Genomic DNA, 23,070 nt, shown 5'->3' on the forward strand with positions numbered 1-23,070 from the left:
CTGCATTATTTGTTTAAAAAATCCGCTGACTGAATCAGCCAGCGGATCTCTTATTTTTACGTTCGTGAACGCAATCCGCGTTCATTACAACTTCACGATCTAATCGATTATATGATTAGTCATAAAGGTTAGGAGCGATATCCTCGTCTTCCATATTTGTTGCATCATACCAGTAACCGTCTGTAGGAACATCCTGAAGCTCCTGGCCGTTTGCTGCTGCTGTCAGAGCGTAGATTGCATAGTATCCCATCATAAGAGGAGACTGTGTAACAGCACCGATGAATGTGCCATCTTTAACAGCTGCTTTGATGATAGAACCAGCATCGAAACCAACACCAACTACATCACCGTTTGCCGGGTCAGAACCAAGAACGTTAAGGTTAGCATTTGCTGCAAGAACACCCTCTGCGGAAACCTGGTTAGAACCGAATACTGCGATACAGTTCTCCTGGGAAAGGATTGCCTGTGCCTCTGTGGAGCAGAGCTCTACAGTTGTCTGTGCCGGAACAGCTACCTGGATAACAACGTCAGCGTCTTTAGCGTCTGCGTCAGCACCCTCTGCTGCGTTTACATAGAACTCGTTGCCGCTTACTGCAACTGTCTTTCCATCAGCCTGAAGAAGCTCGATCATCTTGTTGATGAATCCTGTACCACGCTGCTGGATGTTCTGAGCTGTTGCATCCTGGTTAACCTCACCGATTACAACCTGTCCCTCAGCATCTTTAACAACGTCTTTAATGCTGTTGTACATATTCTCAGCTGCTACTGCACCAGCCTGTGCGTTGTCTGTACAAACCTCGCATACTACAGATCCCTCTGGAGCATCAGCGATACCTGTATCGAATGTTACAACCGGGATTCCTTTTTCTGCACATGTCTTAAGTGCATCTGTAACGGAAGATGTATCACAAGCTGCAAGTCCTAATCCAACAGGATTGGAAGCGATAGCTGTGTTGATCATGTTAACCTGGTCAGCGATATCGGACTCACTGTTCGGTCCCTGTGGTTTATAAGTAACGCCCAGCTCCTCAGATGCTTTTTTCATACCTTCCTGAGCTGCATCCCAGTATGTGGACTGGAAAGATTTAACCATCATCGGGAACTCATAAGCTTCGTTTGCTTTCAGTCCGTCGAACTGTGCGGTAGGATCCTCAGCTGCTGTGGAATCTGCGGATTCCTCTGTTGCTGCATCTTCTTTCTCCTCAGCTGCAAAAGCTGCTGTTGCGCTCATGCTTGTTACCATTGCTGCACAGAGCATTAATGCCATAACCTTTTTTGCTTTCATATAATATTTCCTCCTTAAAATATATTATATAGTTTTTTTATGTTCATACGCCATTGCTACCCCTTGGCGTTTCACATCTTTGATTATCGGATACTGTTCACATTTCTCTGTGAACAGCACCCTTGCTTATTGTACCACACTTCTTAATATTAGTGTGCTGCTTTTTTCTCTTTCAGGATATCGATCAGAACGGCTACGATCAGAACGATACCGGTGATGATCTGCTGCCAGTTTGCCTGCAGGCCGATGTATGGAAGACCTGTTTTCAGAAGCATGATGACGAAGATACCAACGAATGTACCGATTACGGAACCATATCCACCGGTAGCTGCTACACCACCAACGAATACACCACCGATAGCATCCATCTCAAGTCCGGCACCAGTACCAGGCTGTACAGTAGGTGTTACTGCTGCGTATGCGATTGCTGCAAGACCTGTAAACAGACCGCAGACAACGTATACCATTACGTGATAGAACTTTGTATTGATTCCGGAAAGGGCTGCTGCCTCTTTGTTGGAACCGATTGCAATTGTGTAACGACCGAATTTTGTGTGGTTCAGGATGTACTCCATAACCAGTACCAGGATGATCATCCAGAGGAAACCAAGTGGATAACGGGAAGCGCTTCTTCCTGTACCAACTGTTACCTTGAAGATGGTATGGAACCATCCGCCCGGCTGTGTAAGTCCCGGCCAAGGTGTCGCACTGCAAAGAGATCCAGCACCACGGGTAATCATACAGGTACAAAGTGTTGCCAGGAATGGCGGCAGGTTCATAACACCGATCAGTACACCGTTCAGTGCACCGACTGCGATACCAAGAACAATACAGATCAGCATTGCCAGAGCTACCGGGCAATTGTTGTTTCTGATCAGTGTTCCGGCGATCAGTGCGTATGCTACCATACCAGTTCCGATTGACAGGTCAACACCACCAGTGATAAGCGGGAATGTAACTCCGATCGCCATAAGAAGATCGTAATATGAGAAATCCAGCATACTCAGGATCGTGGTGTACTGTCTGAATTCTTTACTCAAGCCTGAGAATATTGCACACAGGACAATGATAACGAGCAAAACAATAAATCTCTGATCACTTAAAATACTTTTTTTCTTCTTAGTCATGACTTTCCTCCTTAATCGATATTCCGTGTGGCCTTGTCCATGATGTTTTCCTGGGTTGCCTCGGAGATATCAATACATCCGGTAACTTTACCCTCACACATGATGATGATACGGTCACTCATTCGGAGAACTTCCGTCATCTCAGAAGAAATCATGATAATGGATTTTCCTTCTGCTGCCAGTCTGTTCATTAATTTGTAGATTTCGTTCTTGGCACCAACATCGATACCTCTTGTCGGCTCATCGAAAATAAGGATATCGCTGTCTCGTGTCAGCCATTTTGCAATAACAACCTTCTGCTGGTTACCACCGGAAAGGTTTACTACCAGCTGATCTGTTGTAGGTGTCTTTGTTGCAAGCTCTTTTACATATTTCTCAGTAACTTCTTTTTCTTTTGCTTTATTAATGAAGAGACCGTTTGTAAAGTTCTCCATTGTAGCAAGTGTTGTGTTCTCTGTTACAGATTTCTGTACAACAACACCGTATCTTCTTCTGTCCTCTGACAGATAACCGATACCACATTTAACAGCATCCTGCGGGCTGTTGATGGTCACCTCATGAAGCTGACCGTCTTTACCCATAACGGAGATTTTACCACTCTGCTTCGGATCTGCTCCGAACAGTGCTCTGGCTGTTTCGGTACGTCCTGCACCCATCAGTCCTGAGAAGCCAAGGATCTCGCCTTTTCTCAGCTCAAAGCTTACATCCTGAACCATCTTGCCTGCGTTCAGATGCTCAACCTTCAGAACTACCGGTGCATCTGCCGGAACTGCACTCTCCTGCTTCGGATCCTCATAAATAACACGACCAACCATCATGTTGATGATATCTTCTTTTGTACTGTCTTTTGTGATGAGGGTTCCTACGTAACCACCATCTCGCATGACTGTTACACGGTCTGTGATCGTTTTGATCTCATCCATACGGTGTGAGATATACACGATACCAAGATTTTTCTTACGAAGGTCACGGATGATCTCAAACAGATCCGCGATCTCTTTCTCGGTAAGTGCTGCGGAAGGCTCATCGAAGATGATGACCTCAGCTTTATGAGAGATTGCTTTTGCGATCTCACACATCTGCTGTTTTCCGACTGTCAGGTTTTTCATCTTTTCCTTCGGATTGATCTCAATGTTCAGATCCTGGAAAAGCTTCTTTGAATCCTCGATCATCTTTTTGTCATCAATGCGGAAACCTTTTTTCGGCTCACGTCCGATGAAGATGTTCTGAGCAACGGTAAGATCACCTACCATGTTCAGCTCCTGATGTACGATTACAACGCCGGCATCCTGTGCCTCACGTGTATTGTGGAATTCTGTTTCCTGTCCTTTGTAAACGATGGAACCTGAATCCTTCTGATAAATACCGGTAAGAACCTTCATCAGTGTTGATTTACCGGCACCGTTTTCTCCCATAAGTGCATGTACTTCGCCGCGTTTTACTTCGAAATTAACGTGATCCAGAGCATGAACTCCAGGAAAGGACTTATCAATGTCCTTCATAGTTAAAATAACTTCACCCATTGTCGCATCCTCCCTCTAAGATCAGTTCTTTCTGCGTCTTGCAGAAACGTCGATATAAACTGCAACGATAACGATGATACCTGTGATGATCATCTGCTGTCCTTTACCAAGACCAAATGCCATGATGCCCTGCTGAAGAAGAGAGATGATGAATACGCCGATTACAGTACCGCCGATGGAAGCAAGTCCACCAACCATGGATGTACCACCCATAACGCAGCCTGCAATAGCCTCATTGTTGTACTGATCGCCATAACCTGGCTGAACAGTTGTGTATGTAGCTACAAAGAAGAGTGCTGCAATACCTACCAGGAATCCGCAGATCACATAAGCAAGCATTTCCCATTTCTTTGTGTTAACACCGGAAAGACGGACAGCCTCTTTGTTAGATCCAAGGCAGAGGATGTAACGTCCTGGCTTTGTGTTGTAAAGAACGATACCGCAGATAACTGCCATTACCAGGAAAATAATAATTCCTACAGGGAAACCGTTTACGGAAACGATATTACGGAACCAGCCGTTTGCATCGCCAGCTGCCGGCCAGCTTACTGACTGTGTTTTTGTGAATACAGAAGCAATACCTTTTGCAATGTTCATGGATGCCATGGAAATAATGAATGGCGGTACTGACATGTAAGAAACCATCCAGCCATTGAAAATGCCAAAGCAGAGACCGATCAGAATGCAAAGGATCATAGCAACTGCACATGGAACCTTGTAGGATGTCATGCAGTAACCGGATACCAGTGCACAGCAGAACATTACAGGTCCGATGGAGAAATCAATTCCTCCTGTAGCGATTACGAATGTAACGCCAAGTGACAAAAAGCCCAGGAAGTACACATAGTTCAAAGTAGACTTGATACTGTCAACAGCCGGAAACTTGTTTCCAAGAACTACTTTAAAAACCAGGAACATGAGAATCAGAACACAGACAAGAAGTATTCTGTTCAATCCGAGCTTCTTAACGATTGGATTTTGTTTTAAGTTTTCCAATTTTTACCCTCCTCACGTTTTGCACGTATCTTGTGTTTTCTTGGTTATTATAATACCGTCAAAATTCAATAATTGTAATAGAATATCTTTCAAAAAAAGGTTAAATATTTACTGTATGGTAAATATTTAACCTTTTTCTTTGTGCATTTATGACTATTTACGGTGTAAGAGCACCATATGTTTTTAACGTATTAAACGGGAAAAGCAGTTTTTCGATCTCACTGGTATACATATTGTCAGGTGTCACCAGCTGACACCCGGAATTAATATTCTTCTTATAGTCTTCTCCACGCAGCATCTTAACAGTTTCCCGAACACCCACATATCCCATTTTAAATGCCTTCTGTACAACGATTCCCTGAAAGATTCCATGTTCCATCAGCTGGACGGCCTCCTGTGAGCTGTCTACTCCCACCACCCTGATCCGGTTCTCTGCTTTTGCTGCCTTTACTGCTCTTGCAGCACCTACAGAGGAATATTCATTCATTCCCGCGATCATCTTGAGATCCGGATATTTTTTCATCAGCTCTTTTGTAAGCTCATAGGACTTGTCATACTGAGAATCACAGTATACCACATCTACGATATTATCCTTCAGACTGCCAAGTCCTGTCCGGAAACCTTTTTCTCTTTCAACTGCTGTAGATACACCCTTTACATGTGAAACGATCGCAATCTGATCATCCGTTCCCACAAGATCCTTCGCAAACCTGCCAAGGATCTGTCCCGCTTCCAGATTATCGGTCGCAACGGTAAGATCCTGGACCTCTTCCTGTGTGTAAGAATCAATAAATGCGATATGTATTCCCTGTTCCTTTGCCTTCTTCAAAAGCTGGTCGGATTCAGTGAAGCTGGACGGCGAGATCAGGATCGCATCCGGTTTTTCTTCTATCGCCCTTTCGATCAGCTTGTTCTGCCCCTCTACATCATTCTCCTCCTCAGGTGCCCATACGCGGATATCCGCATTATATTCCTTTGCAGCCATCTCCGCTCCCTGGATCAGTGAAGTCCAGAAATCGTTGGTACCGTCCACAACCTTCGGAATATAGATCAGCGACAATCTTCTCTCTTCTTCTGCCTGTTTATAATAGAATATTCCGGCTACAAGTCCTGCCACAAGGCAGATGACCACTCCAAAGGTCAGGAGCTTTCTATGCTTTTTCATATTGATTCCTCCTGTATTCCCGGAATAATGATCGTGGCAGTGGTTCCGACACCTTTTTCGCTTTCATAAGTGATCCCGTAATTTTCTCCATAATAAAGCTTCAGACGTTTCTGTACATTATAAACACCCACGCCATTGGAATGATAATTTACCTTATGCTTATCATAAATATGTGCCAGTGTTTCCTCATCCATACCTACACCATTGTCGATCACCTGAAGGACCGCATTCCCGTCCTTCATAAAGCCTTTTACCTGCAAAAGTCCTTTACTTTCTTTATATTTCAGTCCATGATAGATAGCATTTTCAATGATCGGCTGGAGAACCAGCTTGATCAGCGGGATATTTAATATAGAAGGTTCTACGTCGATCTCGAATTCCAGCTTGTCCTTGTAACGCATCTTCTGGATCGTAAGATAACCCTTAGCATACTCCACTTCCCTTGCCACAGGAACTACTTCATCCTCATTACTGATACTCTGACGAAGAAGGCGCGCCAGGGATGCTGTCATCAGAACAACCTCCTCATATTTTTTGCCTTCTGCCATCCAGATGATCGAATCCAGAGTATTGTAGAGAAAATGCGGATTGATCTGAGACTGAAGAGCCTTCAGCTCACTTTTTCTCTTTGCTTCCTGTTCCTTCACATTCTGCTCCATCAGATCCTGTATCCTGTGTGTCATCACATTGAAAGACTTCGTCAGGCTACCGATCTCATTCTCCGAATCGATCTCCACATCTGCTCCGTCAAAATGCCCCTCCTGAACCCTGGACATGGAATCCCTGAGACGCTGAAGGGGATAGGTAAGACTCTTTGCCAGAAATCTTGAAAAAAGCAGCGCCACGATCATCAGAAGTGCAGATATAAGTACATAAATACTCTGCGCCTGATTACTTTTTCGCAGAAGCTCGCTGACGCTCATACAGCCCACAACGGTCCATCCGGTTTTATTGGATCTGGAAATGGAATACAGCTTTCCTCTGTTTCCCTTTCCGGTACGCACCGTATCTTCTTTTGATTCCACGATCAGGTCGATATTCTCAGTCTGCAGTTCATTGTAAAGCTGCTGCTGCTGGGGATGATAAACGATATTTCCGCTTTCATCCAGAATGAATGCGTATCCTTTTTTCCCAATGGTATTTTGATCACAGAGTTCACTGATGGCACTGTAATTCAGGTCAATAAAAAAGACTCCCTCTTTCTCACCACTGTTGGAAAAATTACGGATTCCCCTGCTTAAAGTGATCACCCACGGACGCTCTCCGCTGATGATGTGCTGTACATGGGAAGATGTAAGAAGAGGACCTTCCGGCTTCTGCAAAGCATCCAGATACCACTTCTGGGTGGAGAGCTTCAGATCCGGATTCACAGACTGCTTGCCGTCGTTGATCAGCTTCCGTCCATTGATTCCAATGATCCCAAGATTTCGGATATCACTTCGCCCGTCCAGAATAGTCTTGAACTGATTGATCAGACGCTCTCTTGTTCCATCATCCACATTGTCGCCAAAAAGATACTGCTGTACGTCTTCGTTACTGGAGATCATATATGCAATATTTTCCATATAATCAATATAGGAATCAATATTCTGATTCATCTGCTGTACGATATTCTGGGTGTAGACTGAGGAATTTTCAAAAATAGAATTGCGGGTATATCTCATGGAAACGCCTGTTATGACCAGCACTGCGCTTAAAAGCAGCACCGTCACTACCGCAAAGATCGCACTCTGGATGCTTTTGAATTTCCCTATGAGCTTTGCCGCAAAACGGATATCTCTCATTTACGCTTCTCCCTCGCATATTCTGTCGGTGTGCAGCCGGTCATTTTTTTGAAGGAGATACCAAAATAATGAGGGTCTGCAAATCCGACTTTCTCGGCAATTTCATAATTCTTCATAGTTGTATTCTCAAGAAGCTCCTTCGCCTTCTCCATACGAGTACGTATCAGAACCTCTGTAAATGTCTCTCCTGTAAGCTCCTTAAAGATCGTACTGAAATAGCTGGTACTGATATTCAGATAAGAACAGATACTGTTCAGGCTTAAATCCGGATCCATATAATTCTTCTGGATATAATCCAGGGCAAGTCTTGCCTGACGCTGACCGCTGGAGCTGTTTGCATCGGAAAGTGTCTGGAAAATCTCTCCGATATGATTCCTGACCAGTTCAACAGCACTGTCAAAAGAATTCTGCTCCGTAACCTGCTGCAGAAGTGCTTCTCTTTTGGAAAAAATCCTGTTGTCCGGAACCATATCCTCACAGGTCTCATCTGCTGCACGGATGATCTGCTGAAGATACACGCAGGCACGACTTTTATCCACCCGCGCTTCCTTGATCTCAGAAGAAATCTGTTCCAGAATATGCTCTGCGTTTTCCTTTTTACCCGCTTTCAGAGCAGCTACCAGCTTCTCCACAAGATTTTTGATGGAAAGACGGTTCTCCTCCGGCCGTTCCTCCATACTGATAAGAAGGTTTCCACCAAGAAGATAACGGTATTCGATCGCTTTCTCCGCAAGCTCATGAGATAACCGAAGCTCCTGCTGGGTCCTGGCCCAGCTTCCCACACCGATAGAAACATCCAGCGACATCAGTTCCCTCAGCTTATCCTGGATCGTCCTGCAGATCTCCATGATCTTGTGTTCAAACTCTCTGGTACGGTTTCCCATGAAAAGAGCACCGACCTTGTTATTTCCGGCCTGATATGCCACTCCTGCTTTTTCTTTGCTGATGATCTCATCACTGATATTAAAAAGGACAAAAGACATCAGTGCACTCTCCTGGCGTTTCTCCGCAGTAAGCTGACTGCCGTCCGAATACAGATCCAGATCAAAAACAGCCACACGATAGCATGCTGCCTCAAGATCGATTCCCAGTGCTGCAAGCTCTTCCAGACTTTCCTGCCGTGTCTTGATATTATCCACAAAGCCCTGCAGCGCTCTGGAACGGATCACAATGGCGTTTTTCTGATAATTCTCGGAAGTCTGTGTCAGACGTTCCAGCTTCTCTTTTTCTTTTCTTTGCTGGTCCACCTTCTCCTTCATTTTTCCGATAACATTTCTGAGTTCCATGGCTGTCACCGGCTTCAGCATATATTCACTGACACCATACTGGATCGCCTTCTTGGCATACTCGAATTCTCCGAATCCGCTGAAGATCACGATCACGATGTCCGGATAATTATCATGGAGAAAACGGCTCAGTTCCATACCATCCATATATGGCATAAGGATATCTGTAAGCACGATATCCACCGGATGGTTCTGTACAAATTCCGCTGCTGCTTTCCCGTTATCACAGTCTCCTACCAGCTCACAGTCCATTGCTTTCCAGTCAATATTCTCCCGGATCGCATCTCGAACAAGTATCTCATCATCTACCAGTAAAATACGATACATAATTTCTGTCGTCCCCCTCTGATCAGTTTCTGTTGTTTTTATTGCACATCCCCCTGACAGATCCTCCCCCCGTTTCTGTCATTTTCATTGGTAAAGATTACTGTTCTTTCTGTGAACAATAACTGTTAATTCTTTCTATATGGTAACATGTTTGGTTAAAATTTACAACGGAGTTTCTTAGTCCAAATTAAATACAAAAAAATCCCGCATCCGACATATGGGACACGGGATCTTACTGCAGTACTTTTATTATTTTACGATAACGCCATCCTCATCCCAGAGGTCATGCCAGTCATTTGCACCATGCCACAGGAATACCTGTCCTTTTACAAGACGGTTGCCTTTTTCCAGGGTTGCGATAGTTGCCATTTCCTCATCTGTAAGCGGATCCTCTGTGACACATTTCAGGTTGCTTGCATAGTTGTGGACAGAGAACGGAATGGAGATCTCTCCTCTCTGATGTGCCCATTTCAGAGCGATCAGAGCCGGGTGAACACCATGTGCTTTTGCGATTGCCTGCATTTCCGGTACTTCCAGATCTGCAACATCCTCCGGGCAGATATCTCTCTCAGGTCTGCGTGGGGAACCGATCGGCATGTAACCTACCGGCTGGATGTTATGTGCTACCAGGTAATCATAAAGCTCCTGCTGCTGGAAGCATACATGAAGCTCAAGCTCGCAGGTTGCAGGTTTGATCTTCATAAGTGGAAGAACTGCCTCAAGTTTCGGAATGGTCATGTTGGAAATACCGATGTAGCGGATCTTTCCTTTTTCTACCAGTGCCTCACACTGACGGTATGTATCCATGAACTCCTCAACACTGAACGGTTTGGAATCCGGATTTCTGGAATCTACATCACATCCCGGTGCATGATAGTTCGGGAATGGCCAGTGGATGTAGTACATATCCACATAGTCACACTGAAGGTCTTTGATGCTCTTGTCACAGGCTTCCTCGACTCTTCTGTGCATGTCGTTCCATACTTTTGTCATGATGAAGAGATCTTTACGTTCTACAACACCTTCGTCAAAAGCGTCCTTAAATACCTGGCCGATCTCATGCTCGTTTCCGTAACATGCAGCACAGTCAAACATACGGTAACCACTGCGGATCGCACCTGCAACAGCTGCGGATACATCCTCTGCGGATACACGGTCGGAACCGAAGGTTCCCATTCCGACGCATGGAACCTGCTCGCCGGAAGGAAGTGTCACTTTCGGCACGATTGCCGGATTGATAACTTCTGCCATCTTTACATCTCCTTTTTTATGAAAAATTTTTCTTATTGTAAACTTGTTTTACGGCCTCTATAATTTTTTAATTTCAATCTGTGGAAGGAGTTTCTCCATATCTTCCATTACAAAGAATCCTGTCTCCTCACGCATGGCTGCAGCTGCTGAGATCGCACTGGCCCTACGCAAGGTCTCTTCCAGGGAAAGTCCCTCGCTTAATCCAAGGGCAAAGCCTGCGATCATGGAATCTCCACATCCTACCGTATTTACTGCATCGATCTTCGGAACTACCGCACGGAAAATTCCCTCTTCTCCAACTGCCAGGGAACCATCTGCGCCAAGAGAAACCGTCACAATCTCCACACCACCGGCATGGATGGCTTTTGCAGCCTCGATGATATCGTTGATGTCGTCACAGTGCTTTCCTGTGAGCATTCGGATCTCATCGATATTGGGCTTGATCAGTGTTGGTGCTGCCTTGATTCCTTCTTCCAGAAGCTTTCCACTGGTATCCAGGATCACCGGTTTTCCAGCGTCTTTGACGATCTTCACGAGACGCTGGTATGCAGTTCCGTCAAGACCTTTCGGTACGCTTCCGGACATTGCCACAACAGAAGCGTCTTTTACAAGCTGGCGGAATTTTTTCTCAAATCCCTCAAAGTCTGCCTCTGTCAGTGTAAATCCCGGCTCCAGGAATTCAGTCTGCACGTGATTCACTTCATCCCAGATATTGATGCAGGAACGGCTCTCCGCGTCCACATGGTAAAAAGCGCTCTTGATGCCAAAAGGTTTCAGGGCATCTTCAATATAATTGCCTGCGTGGCCGCCCACAAAACCTGTGGCAACCACTTCGGCACCGTAAATGGACGCCGGCTTGGAGACATTCAGTCCCTTTCCGCCGGGAACATAGGTACATTCACGCACGCGGTTCACTTCGCCCACTTTAAAATCATCCACTACATAACGCTTGTCAATGGCAGCGTTTAACGTTACAGTCAGGATCATATCAGTCTTCCTCATTGGAAAGAAGGATCTTTCCTTTTACAAGGCCCGGGGTCTTGAACAGCTGGAATGCTTCCTGTGCCTGGCTCATCGGGATCTTCTTGTAGATGAAGCCCGGATCAAATTTCAGCTGGCCGGTTGCAAAGTAATGCGCGGTCAGATCCCACTCACGTCCCGGATATGGTGCACTGTAGGACATCCAGGAACCGGTAAGTTTGAACTCTTTACGGTTCATATTCTCCCACTGTTTCGGTGTGAAAGTAAGGTTCTCATGAGGAGTACCGATAAAGCATACATGTGCTTTGTTTGCCGCAAGCTCAAATGCCATGTGCATGGTCGGAACCTGTCCGGCTGTCTCGAATACGAAGCCGTATCCTTTGCCGCCTGTGATGGCCATAGCTTTCTCCATGTAGCCTTCTTCTTTTGTGTTGATGACTTCATCTGCGCCGAGACGTTTTGCAAGGGCAAGTCTCTCATCGCTGATATCAAAAACTACGACTTTCTTGGAGCCGAAGATCTTTGTCCACTGCATGGTAAACATACCAACGGTACCGCCGCCCAGGATTGCCACATACTCACCGCCGTGGTAATCATTCTGGAATACACCGTGGATGGCTACGGTTGCAGGCTCAAACATAGCGCCCTGCTCATATGGAACATTGTCTGCAAACGGTACGGCATTTTTCTCAGGAACTACTACATAGTCCGCATTTGCTCCCTGCTCTCTGGAACCGATGAAGCTGTAATGTTTGCAGAGGGAGTAATTACCTTTCTGGCAGTCGTCACATTTCATACATGGAAGAAGCGGTGCACCGGATACACGGTCGCCGACTTTTACCTTGGTAACGCCTTCTCCGACTTCCACTACATCACCGGAAAACTCATGTCCAAGTACGATCGGATAAAAATGTACGCCGTGGTTTAATACACGCGGGATATCAGATCCACAGATTCCGGAATATCTTACTTTGATCTTTATGTGACCCGGAGTTACCTGTGGTTCTTCCACTTCCTGGTACTGGACATCTTCATTTGCTACTACTACTGCTGCTTTCATGATTATTTTTCCTCCTCATTTCTCATCATAGGTTCAAGAGATTTATAGAGATTTAAATAGGTTTTATAGGTTTTCTCATAAACGGCCCTGTTATCCGGGTTCGGTTCATGTCTTCTTGTTTCTTTTACGGTAAGGCGGATGGCTTCATCATAATCCTGATACATTCCAACGCCAATACCTGCCAGGATGGCTGCGCCAAGGGTTGTGGCTGTATCGGAGGACGGTACTACGATCGGTTTGCCGGTAATATCGGATTTGATCTGGGTCCAGAGAAGAGAGTTGGCGGATCCACCCATTGCGCGGAGAACTTCCACATCTGCTCCTGCCTCTTTTGCCACCTCAAGGTTGTGCTTCAGGGAAAGTGCCACGCCTTCCATGCAGGCACGTACCATATGAGCCTTGGTCTTGGCAAAATCCAGTCCATAGAATACACCTTTTGCGTTCGGGTTCCAGATTGGGGAACGCTCGCCGGACATATAGGGAAGGAATACCACACCGTCACTGCCTGGAGCAATTTTTTCCGCGATCTCATTGAGCTGATTCAGGGAAGACCCTTTTTCTTCAGCTACAGAGCGCTCATAATCTGCAAACTCACGTTCAAACCAGCGCATGACACCACCGCCGCCGGTTGTGCCGCCCTGAAGGAGCCACTGTCCTGGAACAACGTGATAACCAAGGATCAGTCTCGGATCTGCCTTGTACTCATCCATGCAGATACTCATTCCGCCAGCCTGTCCGCCCTGTTCCTGTGTCTCACCTGGATGGATTACTCCGGCCCCCAGTGTTCCACATGCTGCATCCAGACCACCGGCAACAACCGGTGTTCCCACAGCAAGACCGGATTCTTCTGCTGCTTTTTCTGTAACCGTTCCCACAACATGGTCACAGTCACAGATCTCCGGAAGAAATTCTACAGGGATTCCAAGTTTTTTGCACATGTCTTCATCCCAGGCTGCTTTTCTCATGTCAAAGCAATGCAGGCCGTACCCCTGTGAAACATCCTGACTCATCACACCGGTCAGTTTGTATGCAATGTAACTGTTGGACTGCAGGATCTTGTCAATCTTTTCATAAACCTCCGGGAGATTTTCTTTGTACCAGAGGATCTTTGCGGTTGTGTAGGATGGCTGAAGGGAATTGCCGGATACTTCAAAAATCTGATCTGCTCCGATCTCTTCGTTCAGTCTGTCACAGATGGACTGTGCTCTGGTATCCATCCAGATCGGGGTGTTGGTAAGAACATTTCCGTCCTTATCCATGGCGATGGCCGACCAGCTCTGGCCGTCAATACCGATACCTGCGATCTCTTCCGGTGCGATACCCGCTTTTTCAATCACTTTTTTTACTGCCTGACAGACAGCACTCCACCATTCTTCCGGATTCTGCTCTGCCCAGCCTTCTTTCGGATAATATACCGGATAGTCACCATTGGCTGCTGCCACTACGTTTCCTGATTTCTCAAAAACCGCAACCTTGCAGGCACTGGTGCCGATATCAATCCCAAGTAAATATGGTTTCATTATGAATTCTCCTTCTCCTTTAGCACACGCACGGATTTCCCCATAATAATTTCCGCGCCAAGCTTCTCTGTGATCGGTTCCGTTTCTTCACTCTCTGCCTCTTCCAGACGTTTCAGCATAATCCCTGCCACTTCCCTGGCAATGCCCGGTGTAGGCTGTGCCACAATGGTAAGTTTGGGATTGCAGGCTCTGGCAAACTGCAGATTGTCAAAACCGATCATGGAAAGCTGTTCCGGAATTTTAAGATTCAGCTCATTCATTCCGATCACCGCCCCCATGGTCATCTCATAGTTGGTAACGAATACGGCTGTCATATCCGGATTGTCCGCCACAAGTTTCTCAATTCCTCTCACGCCGCCCTGAATGGTATAGTCGCCGTGATAGATCAGAGATTCCCGCACCGGAAGATTTTCTTTTTCATATGCGCTTCGGTACCCCTGGAGACGTTCCTGAGCTGTGGAAATTCCCTCTGGGCCGCCGATGATCCCGATTTTACGGTGCCCGGCCTTAAAAAAGACTCTCATGGCATCTTCGGCAGCTTTCTCATTGTCCACAAGGACACTGTCACAGGAAAGTTCCTGGATCTTACGGTCAATGAGCACAATGGGCTTCCCTGTTTTCTGGAATTTTTTCAGATGATTACCTTCGGCGTCCACCGGCATGCTGATGATCCCATCCACACGTTTCCGGCTTAAAAATTCCACTGCGTCCCGCTCCAGTTTCTTATCCGTACGGCAGTCACAGACGATGGTGGCATATCCATGACTCCTTAACACATCCTCCATCTCTGTGATGATTTCCGCACAAAAGATACTGTTCAGCTCCGGGATCACGACCCCGATGGTCTTGGTGGCGTTGGTCTTCAGACCCCTGGCCACCTCATTAACCTCATAGTGCAGTTCCTCGATGGCTTCCTCGATCTTTACTCTGTTTTTTTCTCTTACGTTTCCGCCATTAAAATAAGAGGAAATCGTTGCAAGCCCAAGTCCCGTCCTCCTGGCAATATCTTTCATGGTAGCTGCCATACTGATCACTCCGTTTCTGCTTTTTACAGAAATTCCTTATTCTGCCTTGCCATCGCAGCCGCAGACTTTCATACGTGCCTCAACTAGTTCTTTCACTGCCTGGATAGCTTTCTTTCCGTATGCTTTCGGGTCGATGGTGTTCTCGTTCTCTGCAAATGTCTCTTTCACTGCCTTGGAGTATGCTGCACGAAGCTCTGTTGCAAAGTTAACTTTGCAGATACCACGTTTTACGCAGTCGCTGACATCCTCATCGCTGAGTCCGGATGCTCCGTGAAGAACAAGCGGGATATCTACAACTTCGCGGATCTCACTTAAACGCTCTTTGTCAAGAACCGGTGTTCCTACATAGAAGCCATGTGCGGTTCCGATGGCAACTGCCAGGGAAGTAACACCTGTGCGCTCTACGAATTCCTTTGCTTCCTGCGGATCTGTGTTGGTATCTGCCTCAGCCTCAAGGTCGTCCTCTTTACCGCCAACTTTACCAAGCTCAGCCTCACATGGGATATTCAGAGCTGCTGCTACGTCTGCAACTCTCTTGGTCTCTTTAATGTTGTCCTCAAAATCCAGTTTGGAACCGTCGATCATAACAGATGTGTAACCTGCATGCATTGCCTGCATTGCAAGCTCAAAGCTGCTGCCGTGGTCAAGATGAAGGCATACCGGAACAGAAGCCTTGGCTGCCTCTGCTGCTACGATTGCTGCGTAAGTCTCAACAGTACCATATTTAATCGTAGATGGTGTTGTCTGGATCATAACCGGCGCTTTCAGCTCCTCAGCTGCCTGGATGATCGCTTTCACCATTTCCATGTTCTCTGCATTGAAAGCTCCTACCGCATATCCGCCCTTCTGTGCTTTTAACAGCATTTCTTTAGATGTAACCAGTGGCATAATCTTTTCCTCCTTGGAATTATTGTGTTTATTTTTTGTATTATTTCTGCATTTGGTTTAGAAACCGAAACGTTTCTGTTTGAGTTCATCATAACTCGCCGAAACGTTTCTGTCAACTATAAAATTTTCATCATTTACAGGAAAATATTACCTTGAAAAGAAGACCAAATACCGTTAGATTAATAATTAAAAGCAATACAAACCTGTGGCCGGGCAGGTCCGTCTGATACTACCGGCACGATTAAGTACACAATAATCTTAGGAGGATATGAATTATGTTAAAAGGAATTCCTGAAATCTTATCACCAGAATTACTGAAAGTTTTATGTGAGATGGGACACAGTGACCGTCTTGTAATCGCTGACGGAAACTTCCCTGTAGAATCCATGGGAAAAAATGCCATCACAATCCGCTGTGACGGACATGGCGTTCCGGAGATCCTGGATGCCATCCTGAAACTCTTCCCACTGGATACTTATGTAGAGCACCCGGTAAACCTGATGGAAGTAATGCCTGGTGATGATGTGGAGACACCGATCTGGGATACCTATAAAGAGATCGTTTCCAAACATGACGAGCGTGGCGAGAAAGCCATCGGAAATATCGAGCGTTTTGCATTCTATGACGAAGCAAAAACTGCATACTGCATCATCTCCACAAGTGAGAAAGCACTTTATGCCAATGTAATGCTTCAGAAAGGCGTTGTCATCAACAACGACTGATTTTTCTTCTGAACTGCCTGATATATCATATACACATATTCATCCAAAACTCCCGGTTTCCATACCTGAAAGGGCCGAAACCGGGAGTTTTATATTTTTGTGTTTATTTTATTTTTTATCTTTTTGCGGATTTTGCCACGTAACTTCCCCAGAGAACTTTTTTCTGAGAATTTCTCACTCCGGCGCGCACTGCGTAATAATAGGTGACACCTTTCTTTGCCGTCTTATCTTCAAATGAAGATTTGTTTCCTCCGGAAAGTGTTGCAATTTTCTTCCATGTACTGTTTTTTGTCTTCCGGTATACCACATAAGCTGTCGCACGTTTCTGCGGAGTCCAGCAGATTTTAAGTCCCTTGGAAGTTTTTTTCACACTGGATATCTTCTGTGTTGCAGGATAGGACAGAAGATAGTCACTTGCCTGATATCCCCCGAAAACCTTTTTTCCATCAACAATGCGATATGCACGCACAGAATAGGTATACGTTGTAATTCCCTGTACTTTGGAATCCTGATAGCTGGTCACATTGCTTTTTACTTTTGCAAGACGCTCCCAGTTTTTTCCTTTGATTTTGCGGTAAACCCGGTATCCGCTGGCACCGGCGACTTTTTTCCAGGAAACTGTATTCTTCGGTCCGCTGGCTGCTGTGGCAGATGCCACTGCTTTTGCAAGTTCCGCCTTTCCGGATACCGTTGTGGAAAAAGCTCCGTAAAGCGTTGTTTTTCCGGTATAGACATATGCTGCCCTGACACTATAGTCATATACGTTTCCTGTTTTTACTGTGGTATCCGTATAGCCTGGTGTATCGGATTTAATGGTTGCCAGTTTTACTTTTTTTCCACCGTTTTCTCCCCGGTAGATCACATACCGGTTACAACCGGATACTGAATCCCAGGTTATTTTTATTTTGTTGTAGGCACTGTAGGAAACCTTCAGGCCGGTGGTCTGTTTCAGCTTCACGGTAACCTTGCAGGAGGCTTTGATTCCTTTGGCATTGTTGCCACTGCAGAATATGGTTGCCGTTCCCGGATGCTTCGCTGTAATGGTTCCTGTTGCACTGACAATTGCAACATTGGTATCCGAACTCTTCCAGCTGATTCCGGAAGCTGTCATTTCTGAATTTGTAACAGTAGCTGTAAGAGTTTCCATATCTCCTACATACATTTCCATGGATGTTTTGGAGAGCTGTATTTCGGCCTCGTTATTCAGAGTTCTGGTATGTGCCTTGATTCTTGGTGTCAACGGTCTGCTGTAGATAGAAGTATCATCCCAGCTATTATCGTCCGTATAATAAATAAATCCCTGGCCTTTCAGAACGGATGCCTCGAATTTACACCATTCATAATTTGCACTTGCTTCCACGCAGTACTGCACGATACTGTTTCCTGCGTTTGTCACCACAATGGAGTACAGACTGTTCTGTCGGATCACAACTTTCGGAATCTGAACCGTCATAACTCCAGCCATGGACTGTGTACAGGAAAACGGCGTTGCATAAGCCGGTGTTCCGCTGGTGGGATCACCGGAATCCTGAAGATCGGTATACACCTGTATGGTATAGGAATTGTTGCCTGACATCGCTGCGAGAGTTACTTCTCCAAGCTGTTCCGCCTTTCCGTTACCTGCAGTGGCTTTATAAATATTCGCAACTTTTTCCCCTTCGTACAGTTTCATACTTGTAAGACCGGAGGATCCGTCATAAAAATAGTTATTGGAATATTCCGGATTCCGTGACGCAGTAGCAGAAACCAGTTCACAGAGAGAACCATCTTCATAGGACATATAAAAATAGCCGTCTTTTCCCCAGTTCGCTCCCCAGCTGTTTTTTACAATCCATGCGCCGTTGTTCTTCACATTGGAGGACGCATTGAAATTCTTTGCGGAATAATTATCATCCCATCCCACAACCGTAACCACATGATTCACATCATCGGTTTCCTCCGGATAAGAATATGCAGCTGTATTTGCATTATAATAAGCATTCTGTGCATTATACATCACAGCAACTGCCTTGTTGGCTGTCAGAAGACTTTTCAATGCGTTCACGGAGTAATCTGAAAAATATGCATTTTTCAAATATGCCACTGCATCATATTCCTTGGAGGCATCCGGAATTACTCCGGTTTTCTGGGTATGTGTGGAATCTGTTGCCAGGGGAACGTCTTCCTCCGTTGTCATTCCTGACCAGGTACTCAAAAATATGGATGCCAGGAGATCATTTCCCCCTTCATGATAGTCCACATTTCCATAATCATCGGTTCCGTAATGATGATTGACATCACCGGCAGTATTTCCCAACGGGTCATTGTTTCTGTTTGCAAAAAAATATGCCAGATGTTCCTCAGACAGATCGTAAGAGCCAGCTCCCTGTGTCAGCAGAGAAGTTTCCAGAACAGCAGCCATCGCAAATGCCCAGCACATTCCATATGGATTCTGATCCTTGACGGAGGTTACATACCCCTGCTGTGCCGCATTATAATAAGATGGATAGGAAACAGCTCTTCCCATAGGGATTTCCGAAGTATCATTGCCAATCTCAACGGCTTTGGAATAGGCGGGCAGATTATCGAAGGGAGCCAGCTGTTCCTGCTCTTCTTCCTCTGTAAGAGGGCGTCCCTTGATATATTCGATTCCCTCTTCATCAGTTTCACTGTTTCCGTCTCCGAATGTATCATCTTTGGAATCAGAAAACTCTTCTGCTGTCCCCTCCTCGGAAAGCTCCAGCTCACTGTCCGGAGAAGGCGCTTCGATTTCGTCTGCTTCCTCTGTAATTTCCGGAACTTCACTTTCGGAAATCTTCTCTTCTTCCTCAGATTCTCCGGAAGATACCGCGGCAATACTTTCTTTTGTTTCTTCTGTGTCAAACTCTCCGGCCATAACCGGAACCTGGCTTCCTATAACTGCCACACTCAGAAGCAGCGGCAGTAACTTTTTTCTTATGAGCTGTAAGTACTTCACCTGATCCTCCTGTATTCTCTAACGTTTTTTAAGATGGTATCCAAAAATTCCAATTATCGCAAGTACTGTTACCACCCCGATCCACAGAAACGGGCTGGAATACCAGTTTTTGTCCTCTTTAAAGGATGTTGCCGCTGTTCCATTTACAGGTTTGGATTCTTTCTGTGCGGCGTCTTCAGAAGGTACCGGTGAAATTTTTACTACCTGTTGTGTTACGGACGGTTCCTGTGTTACTGATGGAATCTGTGTCTCTGACGGAGTTTCTGTTGCTGATGAATTTTCTGTTGCCGATGGAGCCTCTGTTGCGGACGGAGTCTCTGTTGCGGACGGGGTCTCTGTTGCGGATGGGGTCTGCTGTTCTTCTGCTGTTTCTTTTTCGGCCTGGGCAAGTTCTTCATCCTTGGACGGTCTCAGCTCATCAAGCGGCACATAACCATATCCGCCTTTATATTCTGTATATCCCCAGTTTTCTCCGTTCTTCTCCGTTTCTCCTTCTATATGAAGAACCGTTCCGTCTTCTATGGTTGTTCCGTTGAGTTTTTCACTTTTTGAATCTGTTTCCGGATAGATATCCACTCCCACTCCGCCGGAATCCACCGTCATATAATAATCCGTGGTTTCCGCCGGCAGTTCCGTTTTTGCGGATTTATCTGCATATACCGGAACACTTAAACTCAAGATCAGTGCCCCGGCAGCAGCCAGCCTTATGAATCCTTTCATCATACTCCTCCATCTCCCAGTTGTACCTCTTTGTTTTTCTGATATGCAAAATCCCCCTATATTTCTTTTCTGATTTTGATGTGAAATATAAGAGGATTTTATCATTTGTTATGTTACCTGGCCATGTTTTTATGCAAGCTGTTTCTCACACATATCCAGTGCGGAAGCGATAACCGCATCCATGTCATAATATTTGTACTCACCGAGACGTCCGCCAAAGATTACTTTCGGCTCCTTCTCAGCCAGCTCTTTATACTGTGCATAGAGCTGTCCGTTCTTCTCATCATTAACCGGATAATACGGCTCATCTCCAGGTTTCCACTCGGAGCTGTACTCACGGCTGATTACGGTCTTCGGAAGATCATTGCCTTCCTCATCTTTACCGAACTCGAACCATTTATGCTCAATGATACGTGTCCACGGTGTCTCAACGTCTGTGTAGTTTACTGCTGCATTGCCCTGGAAATTCGGTTTGTCAAGAGTCTCATTCTCAAAACGGACAGAACGGTACTCCAGTGTTCCAAGCTTGTAGTCAAAGTATGCGTCAATTGCACCTGTGTAGATGACTTTCTCAGCCATTGCGTCATATTCTGCCTTCTTCTCAAGATACTCCTCGTTCAGGCGAACCTCAATGCCATCCAGAAGGTTGGCTACCATCTTCGTGTAACCGCCAACCGGAATTCCCTGATAAAGAGCATTGAAATAGTTATTATCAAAAGTCAGACGAACCGGAAGTCTCTTAATGATAAAGGAAGGAAGCTCTGTGCATGGACGGCCCCACTGCTTCTCTGTGTAACCCTTGATCAGTTTCTCATAGATATCGGTTCCCACAAGACTGATTGCCTGCTCTTCCAGGTTCTTCGGTTCTGTAATTCCGGCTGCCTTACGCTGCTCTTCGATCTTATCCGCAGCTTCCTCCGGAGTTACAACACCCCACATTTTATTGAAGGTGTACATATTAAACGGAAGGCTGTACAGCTCTCCATGATAGTTTGCAACCGGGCTGTTTGTAAAACGGTTGAACTCCGCAAACTGTGTGATATAATTCCATACTTTCTTATTATTGGTGTGGAAAATATGTGCTCCGTATTTATGTACGTTGATTCCCTCAACCTTCTCTGTGTATACGTTTCCTGCAATATTCGGGCGTTTGTCGATCACGAGAACAGATTTGCCCGCCTTCTTCGCCTCATGAGCGAAGACAGCACCGTAGAGTCCGGCGCCTACGATAAGATAATCGTACATTTCGTTTTCTCCTTGTTATTTGATGTGATTATTCTAACACCTGTGCTGTATGTCTGGCAAGTATTCTTTTTTAACCCTTGAGGAAAGCAGACATTTACACAAAAAGATGGCAGACAACCCGGAAAGCTGTCTGCCATTATATCACTTTTTTATGTATTTACCGATTTTTAATCCTCATATCCATTCGGATTCTGGCTCTGCCATTTCCAGGAGTCTGCACACATCTCGCGGATCCCGTTCTCTGCCTTCCAGCCAAGTTCTTTCTCAGCTTTGGATGCATCGGAGTAGCAGGTTGCAATATCTCCAGGACGGCGTGCTTTGATCACGTATGGGATCTTAACACCTGTAGCTGCCTCGAAGTTCTTAACAATGTCGAGAACGCTGTAGCCTTTACCTGTTCCAAGGTTGTAAATGCTTAATCCGGATTTGTCTTCCAGTTTCTTGAGGGCTTTTACATGGCCTTTTGCAAGGTCTACTACGTGGATATAGTCACGGACACCGGTTCCGTCCGGTGTATCGTAATCGTTTCCGAATACGCCGAGCTCTTTCAGTTTGCCTACTGCAACCTGTGTGATGTATGGCATCAGGTTGTTCGGGATACCGTTCGGGTTCTCACCGATGGTTCCGCTCTTATGAGCACCGATTGGATTGAAGTAACGAAGAAGAACTACATTCCACTCCGGATCTGCCTTCTGGATATCTGTAAGGATCTGCTCCAGCATGGATTTCGTCCAGCCATATGGGTTGGTGCACTGTCCTTTCGGGCACTCCTCTGTGATCGGGATGATTGCCGGATCTCCGTATACGGTCGCTGAGGAAGAGAAAATAATATTCTTGACATTATGCTTTCTCATCACATCCACAAGTGTCAGGGTTCCTGCGATATTATTCTCATAATATTCCCACGGCTTGGCAACGGATTCACCTACTGCTTTCAGTCCTGCGAAATGAATACAGGAGTCGATCTCTTCTTTGTCAAAAACTTCATTCATTGCGTCACGGTCCAGGATGTCTGCTTTATAGAATTTCACCGGTTTTCCTGTGATCTTGGATACTCTGTCCAGAGCCTTCTCACTGGAATTACATAAATTGTCAACTACTACAACATCATATCCTGCGTTCTGCAGTTCTACAACGGTATGACTTCCAATGTATCCTGCTCCACCTGTTACTAAAATTGCCATAGTTTTTCTCCTCCTCTACTGGATC

Annotated in this window: 18 protein-coding genes; 1 reads left to right on the plus strand and 17 read right to left on the minus strand. The window is 45.7% G+C overall.

The features are described 5' to 3' along the window. Positions 1-115: 115 nt before the first annotated feature. The 13 genes from KQI39_RS09770 to KQI39_RS09830 form a co-directional block, all read right to left on the minus strand. Positions 116-1,285: a substrate-binding domain-containing protein gene (locus tag KQI39_RS09770; RefSeq protein WP_148444944.1), complete on the minus strand. Its 1,170-nt coding sequence runs from the start codon at positions 1,283-1,285 to the stop codon at positions 116-118. A gap of 149 nt (positions 1,286-1,434) precedes the next feature. Continuing rightward, positions 1,435-2,412, minus strand: a complete 978-nt coding sequence (locus tag KQI39_RS09775) for an ABC transporter permease (protein ID WP_118061946.1) — start codon at positions 2,410-2,412, stop codon at positions 1,435-1,437. Between the two features lie 11 nt (positions 2,413-2,423). Next, entirely contained in the window at positions 2,424-3,935 is a 1,512-nt protein-coding gene (locus KQI39_RS09780) for a sugar ABC transporter ATP-binding protein (RefSeq protein WP_059086071.1), read from the minus strand. Between the two features lie 21 nt (positions 3,936-3,956). Further along, positions 3,957-4,931 carry an ABC transporter permease gene (locus KQI39_RS09785; RefSeq protein ID WP_216418102.1) on the minus strand — a complete coding sequence of 325 codons (975 nt, stop codon included), beginning with the start codon at positions 4,929-4,931 and terminating at the stop codon, positions 3,957-3,959. A 157-nt stretch (positions 4,932-5,088) separates the two neighbouring features. Continuing rightward, entirely contained in the window at positions 5,089-6,096 is a 1,008-nt protein-coding gene (locus KQI39_RS09790) for a substrate-binding domain-containing protein (RefSeq protein WP_216418104.1), read from the minus strand. Further along, a complete protein-coding gene (locus tag KQI39_RS09795) occupies positions 6,093-7,880 on the minus strand; it encodes a cache domain-containing sensor histidine kinase (RefSeq protein WP_216418106.1) in 1,788 nt (595 codons plus the stop codon). The genes KQI39_RS09790 and KQI39_RS09795 overlap by 4 nt, the downstream gene beginning before the upstream one ends. After that, positions 7,877-9,493, minus strand: coding sequence for a response regulator (locus KQI39_RS09800; RefSeq protein WP_216418107.1), 1,617 nt, complete (start codon positions 9,491-9,493; stop codon positions 7,877-7,879). Before KQI39_RS09800 ends, KQI39_RS09795 begins: the two co-directional genes overlap by 4 nt. A gap of 249 nt (positions 9,494-9,742) precedes the next feature. Further along, the gene (locus KQI39_RS09805; RefSeq protein ID WP_118061951.1) at positions 9,743-10,744 is read right to left on the minus strand and encodes an aldo/keto reductase; all 1,002 of its coding nucleotides are present in this window, start codon (positions 10,742-10,744) and stop codon (positions 9,743-9,745) included. A gap of 57 nt (positions 10,745-10,801) precedes the next feature. Beyond that, entirely contained in the window at positions 10,802-11,731 is a 930-nt protein-coding gene (gene pfkB, locus KQI39_RS09810) for a 1-phosphofructokinase (protein WP_216418110.1), read from the minus strand. Position 11,732: 1 nt separating this feature from the next. Next, positions 11,733-12,785 (minus strand): galactitol-1-phosphate 5-dehydrogenase, encoded by a 1,053-nt coding sequence (locus tag KQI39_RS09815; RefSeq protein ID WP_216418112.1) that lies wholly within the window; start codon positions 12,783-12,785, stop codon positions 11,733-11,735. 2 nt (positions 12,786-12,787) lie between these two features. Then, positions 12,788-14,305, minus strand: a complete 1,518-nt coding sequence (gene xylB, locus KQI39_RS09820; protein WP_216418114.1) for a xylulokinase — start codon at positions 14,303-14,305, stop codon at positions 12,788-12,790. Next, positions 14,305-15,330, minus strand: a complete 1,026-nt coding sequence (locus KQI39_RS09825) for a LacI family DNA-binding transcriptional regulator (RefSeq protein ID WP_216418124.1) — start codon at positions 15,328-15,330, stop codon at positions 14,305-14,307. Before KQI39_RS09825 ends, xylB begins: the two co-directional genes overlap by 1 nt. 36 nt (positions 15,331-15,366) lie before the next feature. Beyond that, the gene (locus tag KQI39_RS09830) at positions 15,367-16,218 is read right to left on the minus strand and encodes a class II fructose-bisphosphate aldolase (protein WP_118061953.1); all 852 of its coding nucleotides are present in this window, start codon (positions 16,216-16,218) and stop codon (positions 15,367-15,369) included. Positions 16,219-16,493: 275 nt separating this feature from the next. Between KQI39_RS09830 and KQI39_RS09835 the strand changes: the two genes are divergently transcribed. Further along, on the plus strand, positions 16,494-16,940 hold the full coding sequence (locus KQI39_RS09835) for an RbsD/FucU family protein (RefSeq protein WP_021977839.1): 447 nt from the start codon (positions 16,494-16,496) through the stop codon (positions 16,938-16,940). A 115-nt stretch (positions 16,941-17,055) separates the two neighbouring features. Here the strand turns inward: KQI39_RS09835 and KQI39_RS09840 are convergent, their stop codons facing one another. The 4 genes from KQI39_RS09840 to galE all read right to left on the minus strand — a co-directional run bounded on the left by KQI39_RS09840 (position 17,056) and on the right by galE (position 23,045). Then, complete coding sequence (locus tag KQI39_RS09840; protein ID WP_216418126.1) at positions 17,056-19,896, minus strand: C1 family peptidase; 2,841 nt, start codon at positions 19,894-19,896, stop codon at positions 17,056-17,058. A gap of 18 nt (positions 19,897-19,914) precedes the next feature. Continuing rightward, the gene (locus KQI39_RS09845; RefSeq protein ID WP_216418128.1) at positions 19,915-20,619 is read right to left on the minus strand and encodes a hypothetical protein; all 705 of its coding nucleotides are present in this window, start codon (positions 20,617-20,619) and stop codon (positions 19,915-19,917) included. A 126-nt stretch (positions 20,620-20,745) separates the two neighbouring features. Further along, entirely contained in the window at positions 20,746-21,861 is a 1,116-nt protein-coding gene (glf, locus tag KQI39_RS09850; protein WP_216418130.1) for a UDP-galactopyranose mutase, read from the minus strand. 167 nt (positions 21,862-22,028) lie between these two features. After that, positions 22,029-23,045: a UDP-glucose 4-epimerase GalE gene (gene galE, locus KQI39_RS09855; RefSeq protein ID WP_173761825.1), complete on the minus strand. Its 1,017-nt coding sequence runs from the start codon at positions 23,043-23,045 to the stop codon at positions 22,029-22,031. Positions 23,046-23,070: the final 25 nt, after the last annotated feature.

Source organism: Blautia sp. MSJ-36 (assembly GCF_018917985.1).
Taxonomy (GTDB): domain Bacteria; phylum Bacillota; class Clostridia; order Lachnospirales; family Lachnospiraceae; genus Blautia_A.

Coding starts and splice junctions, on each gene's coding strand:
- KQI39_RS09770 (WP_148444944.1), bottom strand. CDS start 1,285: ATGAAAGCAAAAAAGGTTATGGCATTAATGCTCTGTGCAGCAATGGTA.
- KQI39_RS09775 (WP_118061946.1), bottom strand. CDS start 2,412: ATGACTAAGAAGAAAAAAAGTATTTTAAGTGATCAGAGATTTATTGTT.
- KQI39_RS09780 (WP_059086071.1), bottom strand. CDS start 3,935: ATGGGTGAAGTTATTTTAACTATGAAGGACATTGATAAGTCCTTTCCT.
- KQI39_RS09790 (WP_216418104.1), bottom strand. CDS start 6,096: ATGAAAAAGCATAGAAAGCTCCTGACCTTTGGAGTGGTCATCTGCCTT.
- KQI39_RS09795 (WP_216418106.1), bottom strand. CDS start 7,880: ATGAGAGATATCCGTTTTGCGGCAAAGCTCATAGGGAAATTCAAAAGC.
- KQI39_RS09800 (WP_216418107.1), bottom strand. CDS start 9,493: ATGTATCGTATTTTACTGGTAGATGATGAGATACTTGTTCGAGATGCG.
- KQI39_RS09805 (WP_118061951.1), bottom strand. CDS start 10,744: ATGGCAGAAGTTATCAATCCGGCAATCGTGCCGAAAGTGACACTTCCT.
- pfkB (WP_216418110.1), bottom strand. CDS start 11,731: ATGATCCTGACTGTAACGTTAAACGCTGCCATTGACAAGCGTTATGTA.
- KQI39_RS09815 (WP_216418112.1), bottom strand. CDS start 12,785: ATGAAAGCAGCAGTAGTAGTAGCAAATGAAGATGTCCAGTACCAGGAA.
- xylB (WP_216418114.1), bottom strand. CDS start 14,305: ATGAAACCATATTTACTTGGGATTGATATCGGCACCAGTGCCTGCAAG.
- KQI39_RS09825 (WP_216418124.1), bottom strand. CDS start 15,330: ATGGCAGCTACCATGAAAGATATTGCCAGGAGGACGGGACTTGGGCTT.
- KQI39_RS09830 (WP_118061953.1), bottom strand. CDS start 16,218: ATGCCACTGGTTACATCTAAAGAAATGCTGTTAAAAGCACAGAAGGGC.
- KQI39_RS09835 (WP_021977839.1), top strand. CDS start 16,494: ATGTTAAAAGGAATTCCTGAAATCTTATCACCAGAATTACTGAAAGTT.
- KQI39_RS09845 (WP_216418128.1), bottom strand. CDS start 20,619: ATGATGAAAGGATTCATAAGGCTGGCTGCTGCCGGGGCACTGATCTTG.
- glf (WP_216418130.1), bottom strand. CDS start 21,861: ATGTACGATTATCTTATCGTAGGCGCCGGACTCTACGGTGCTGTCTTC.
- galE (WP_173761825.1), bottom strand. CDS start 23,045: ATGGCAATTTTAGTAACAGGTGGAGCAGGATACATTGGAAGTCATACC.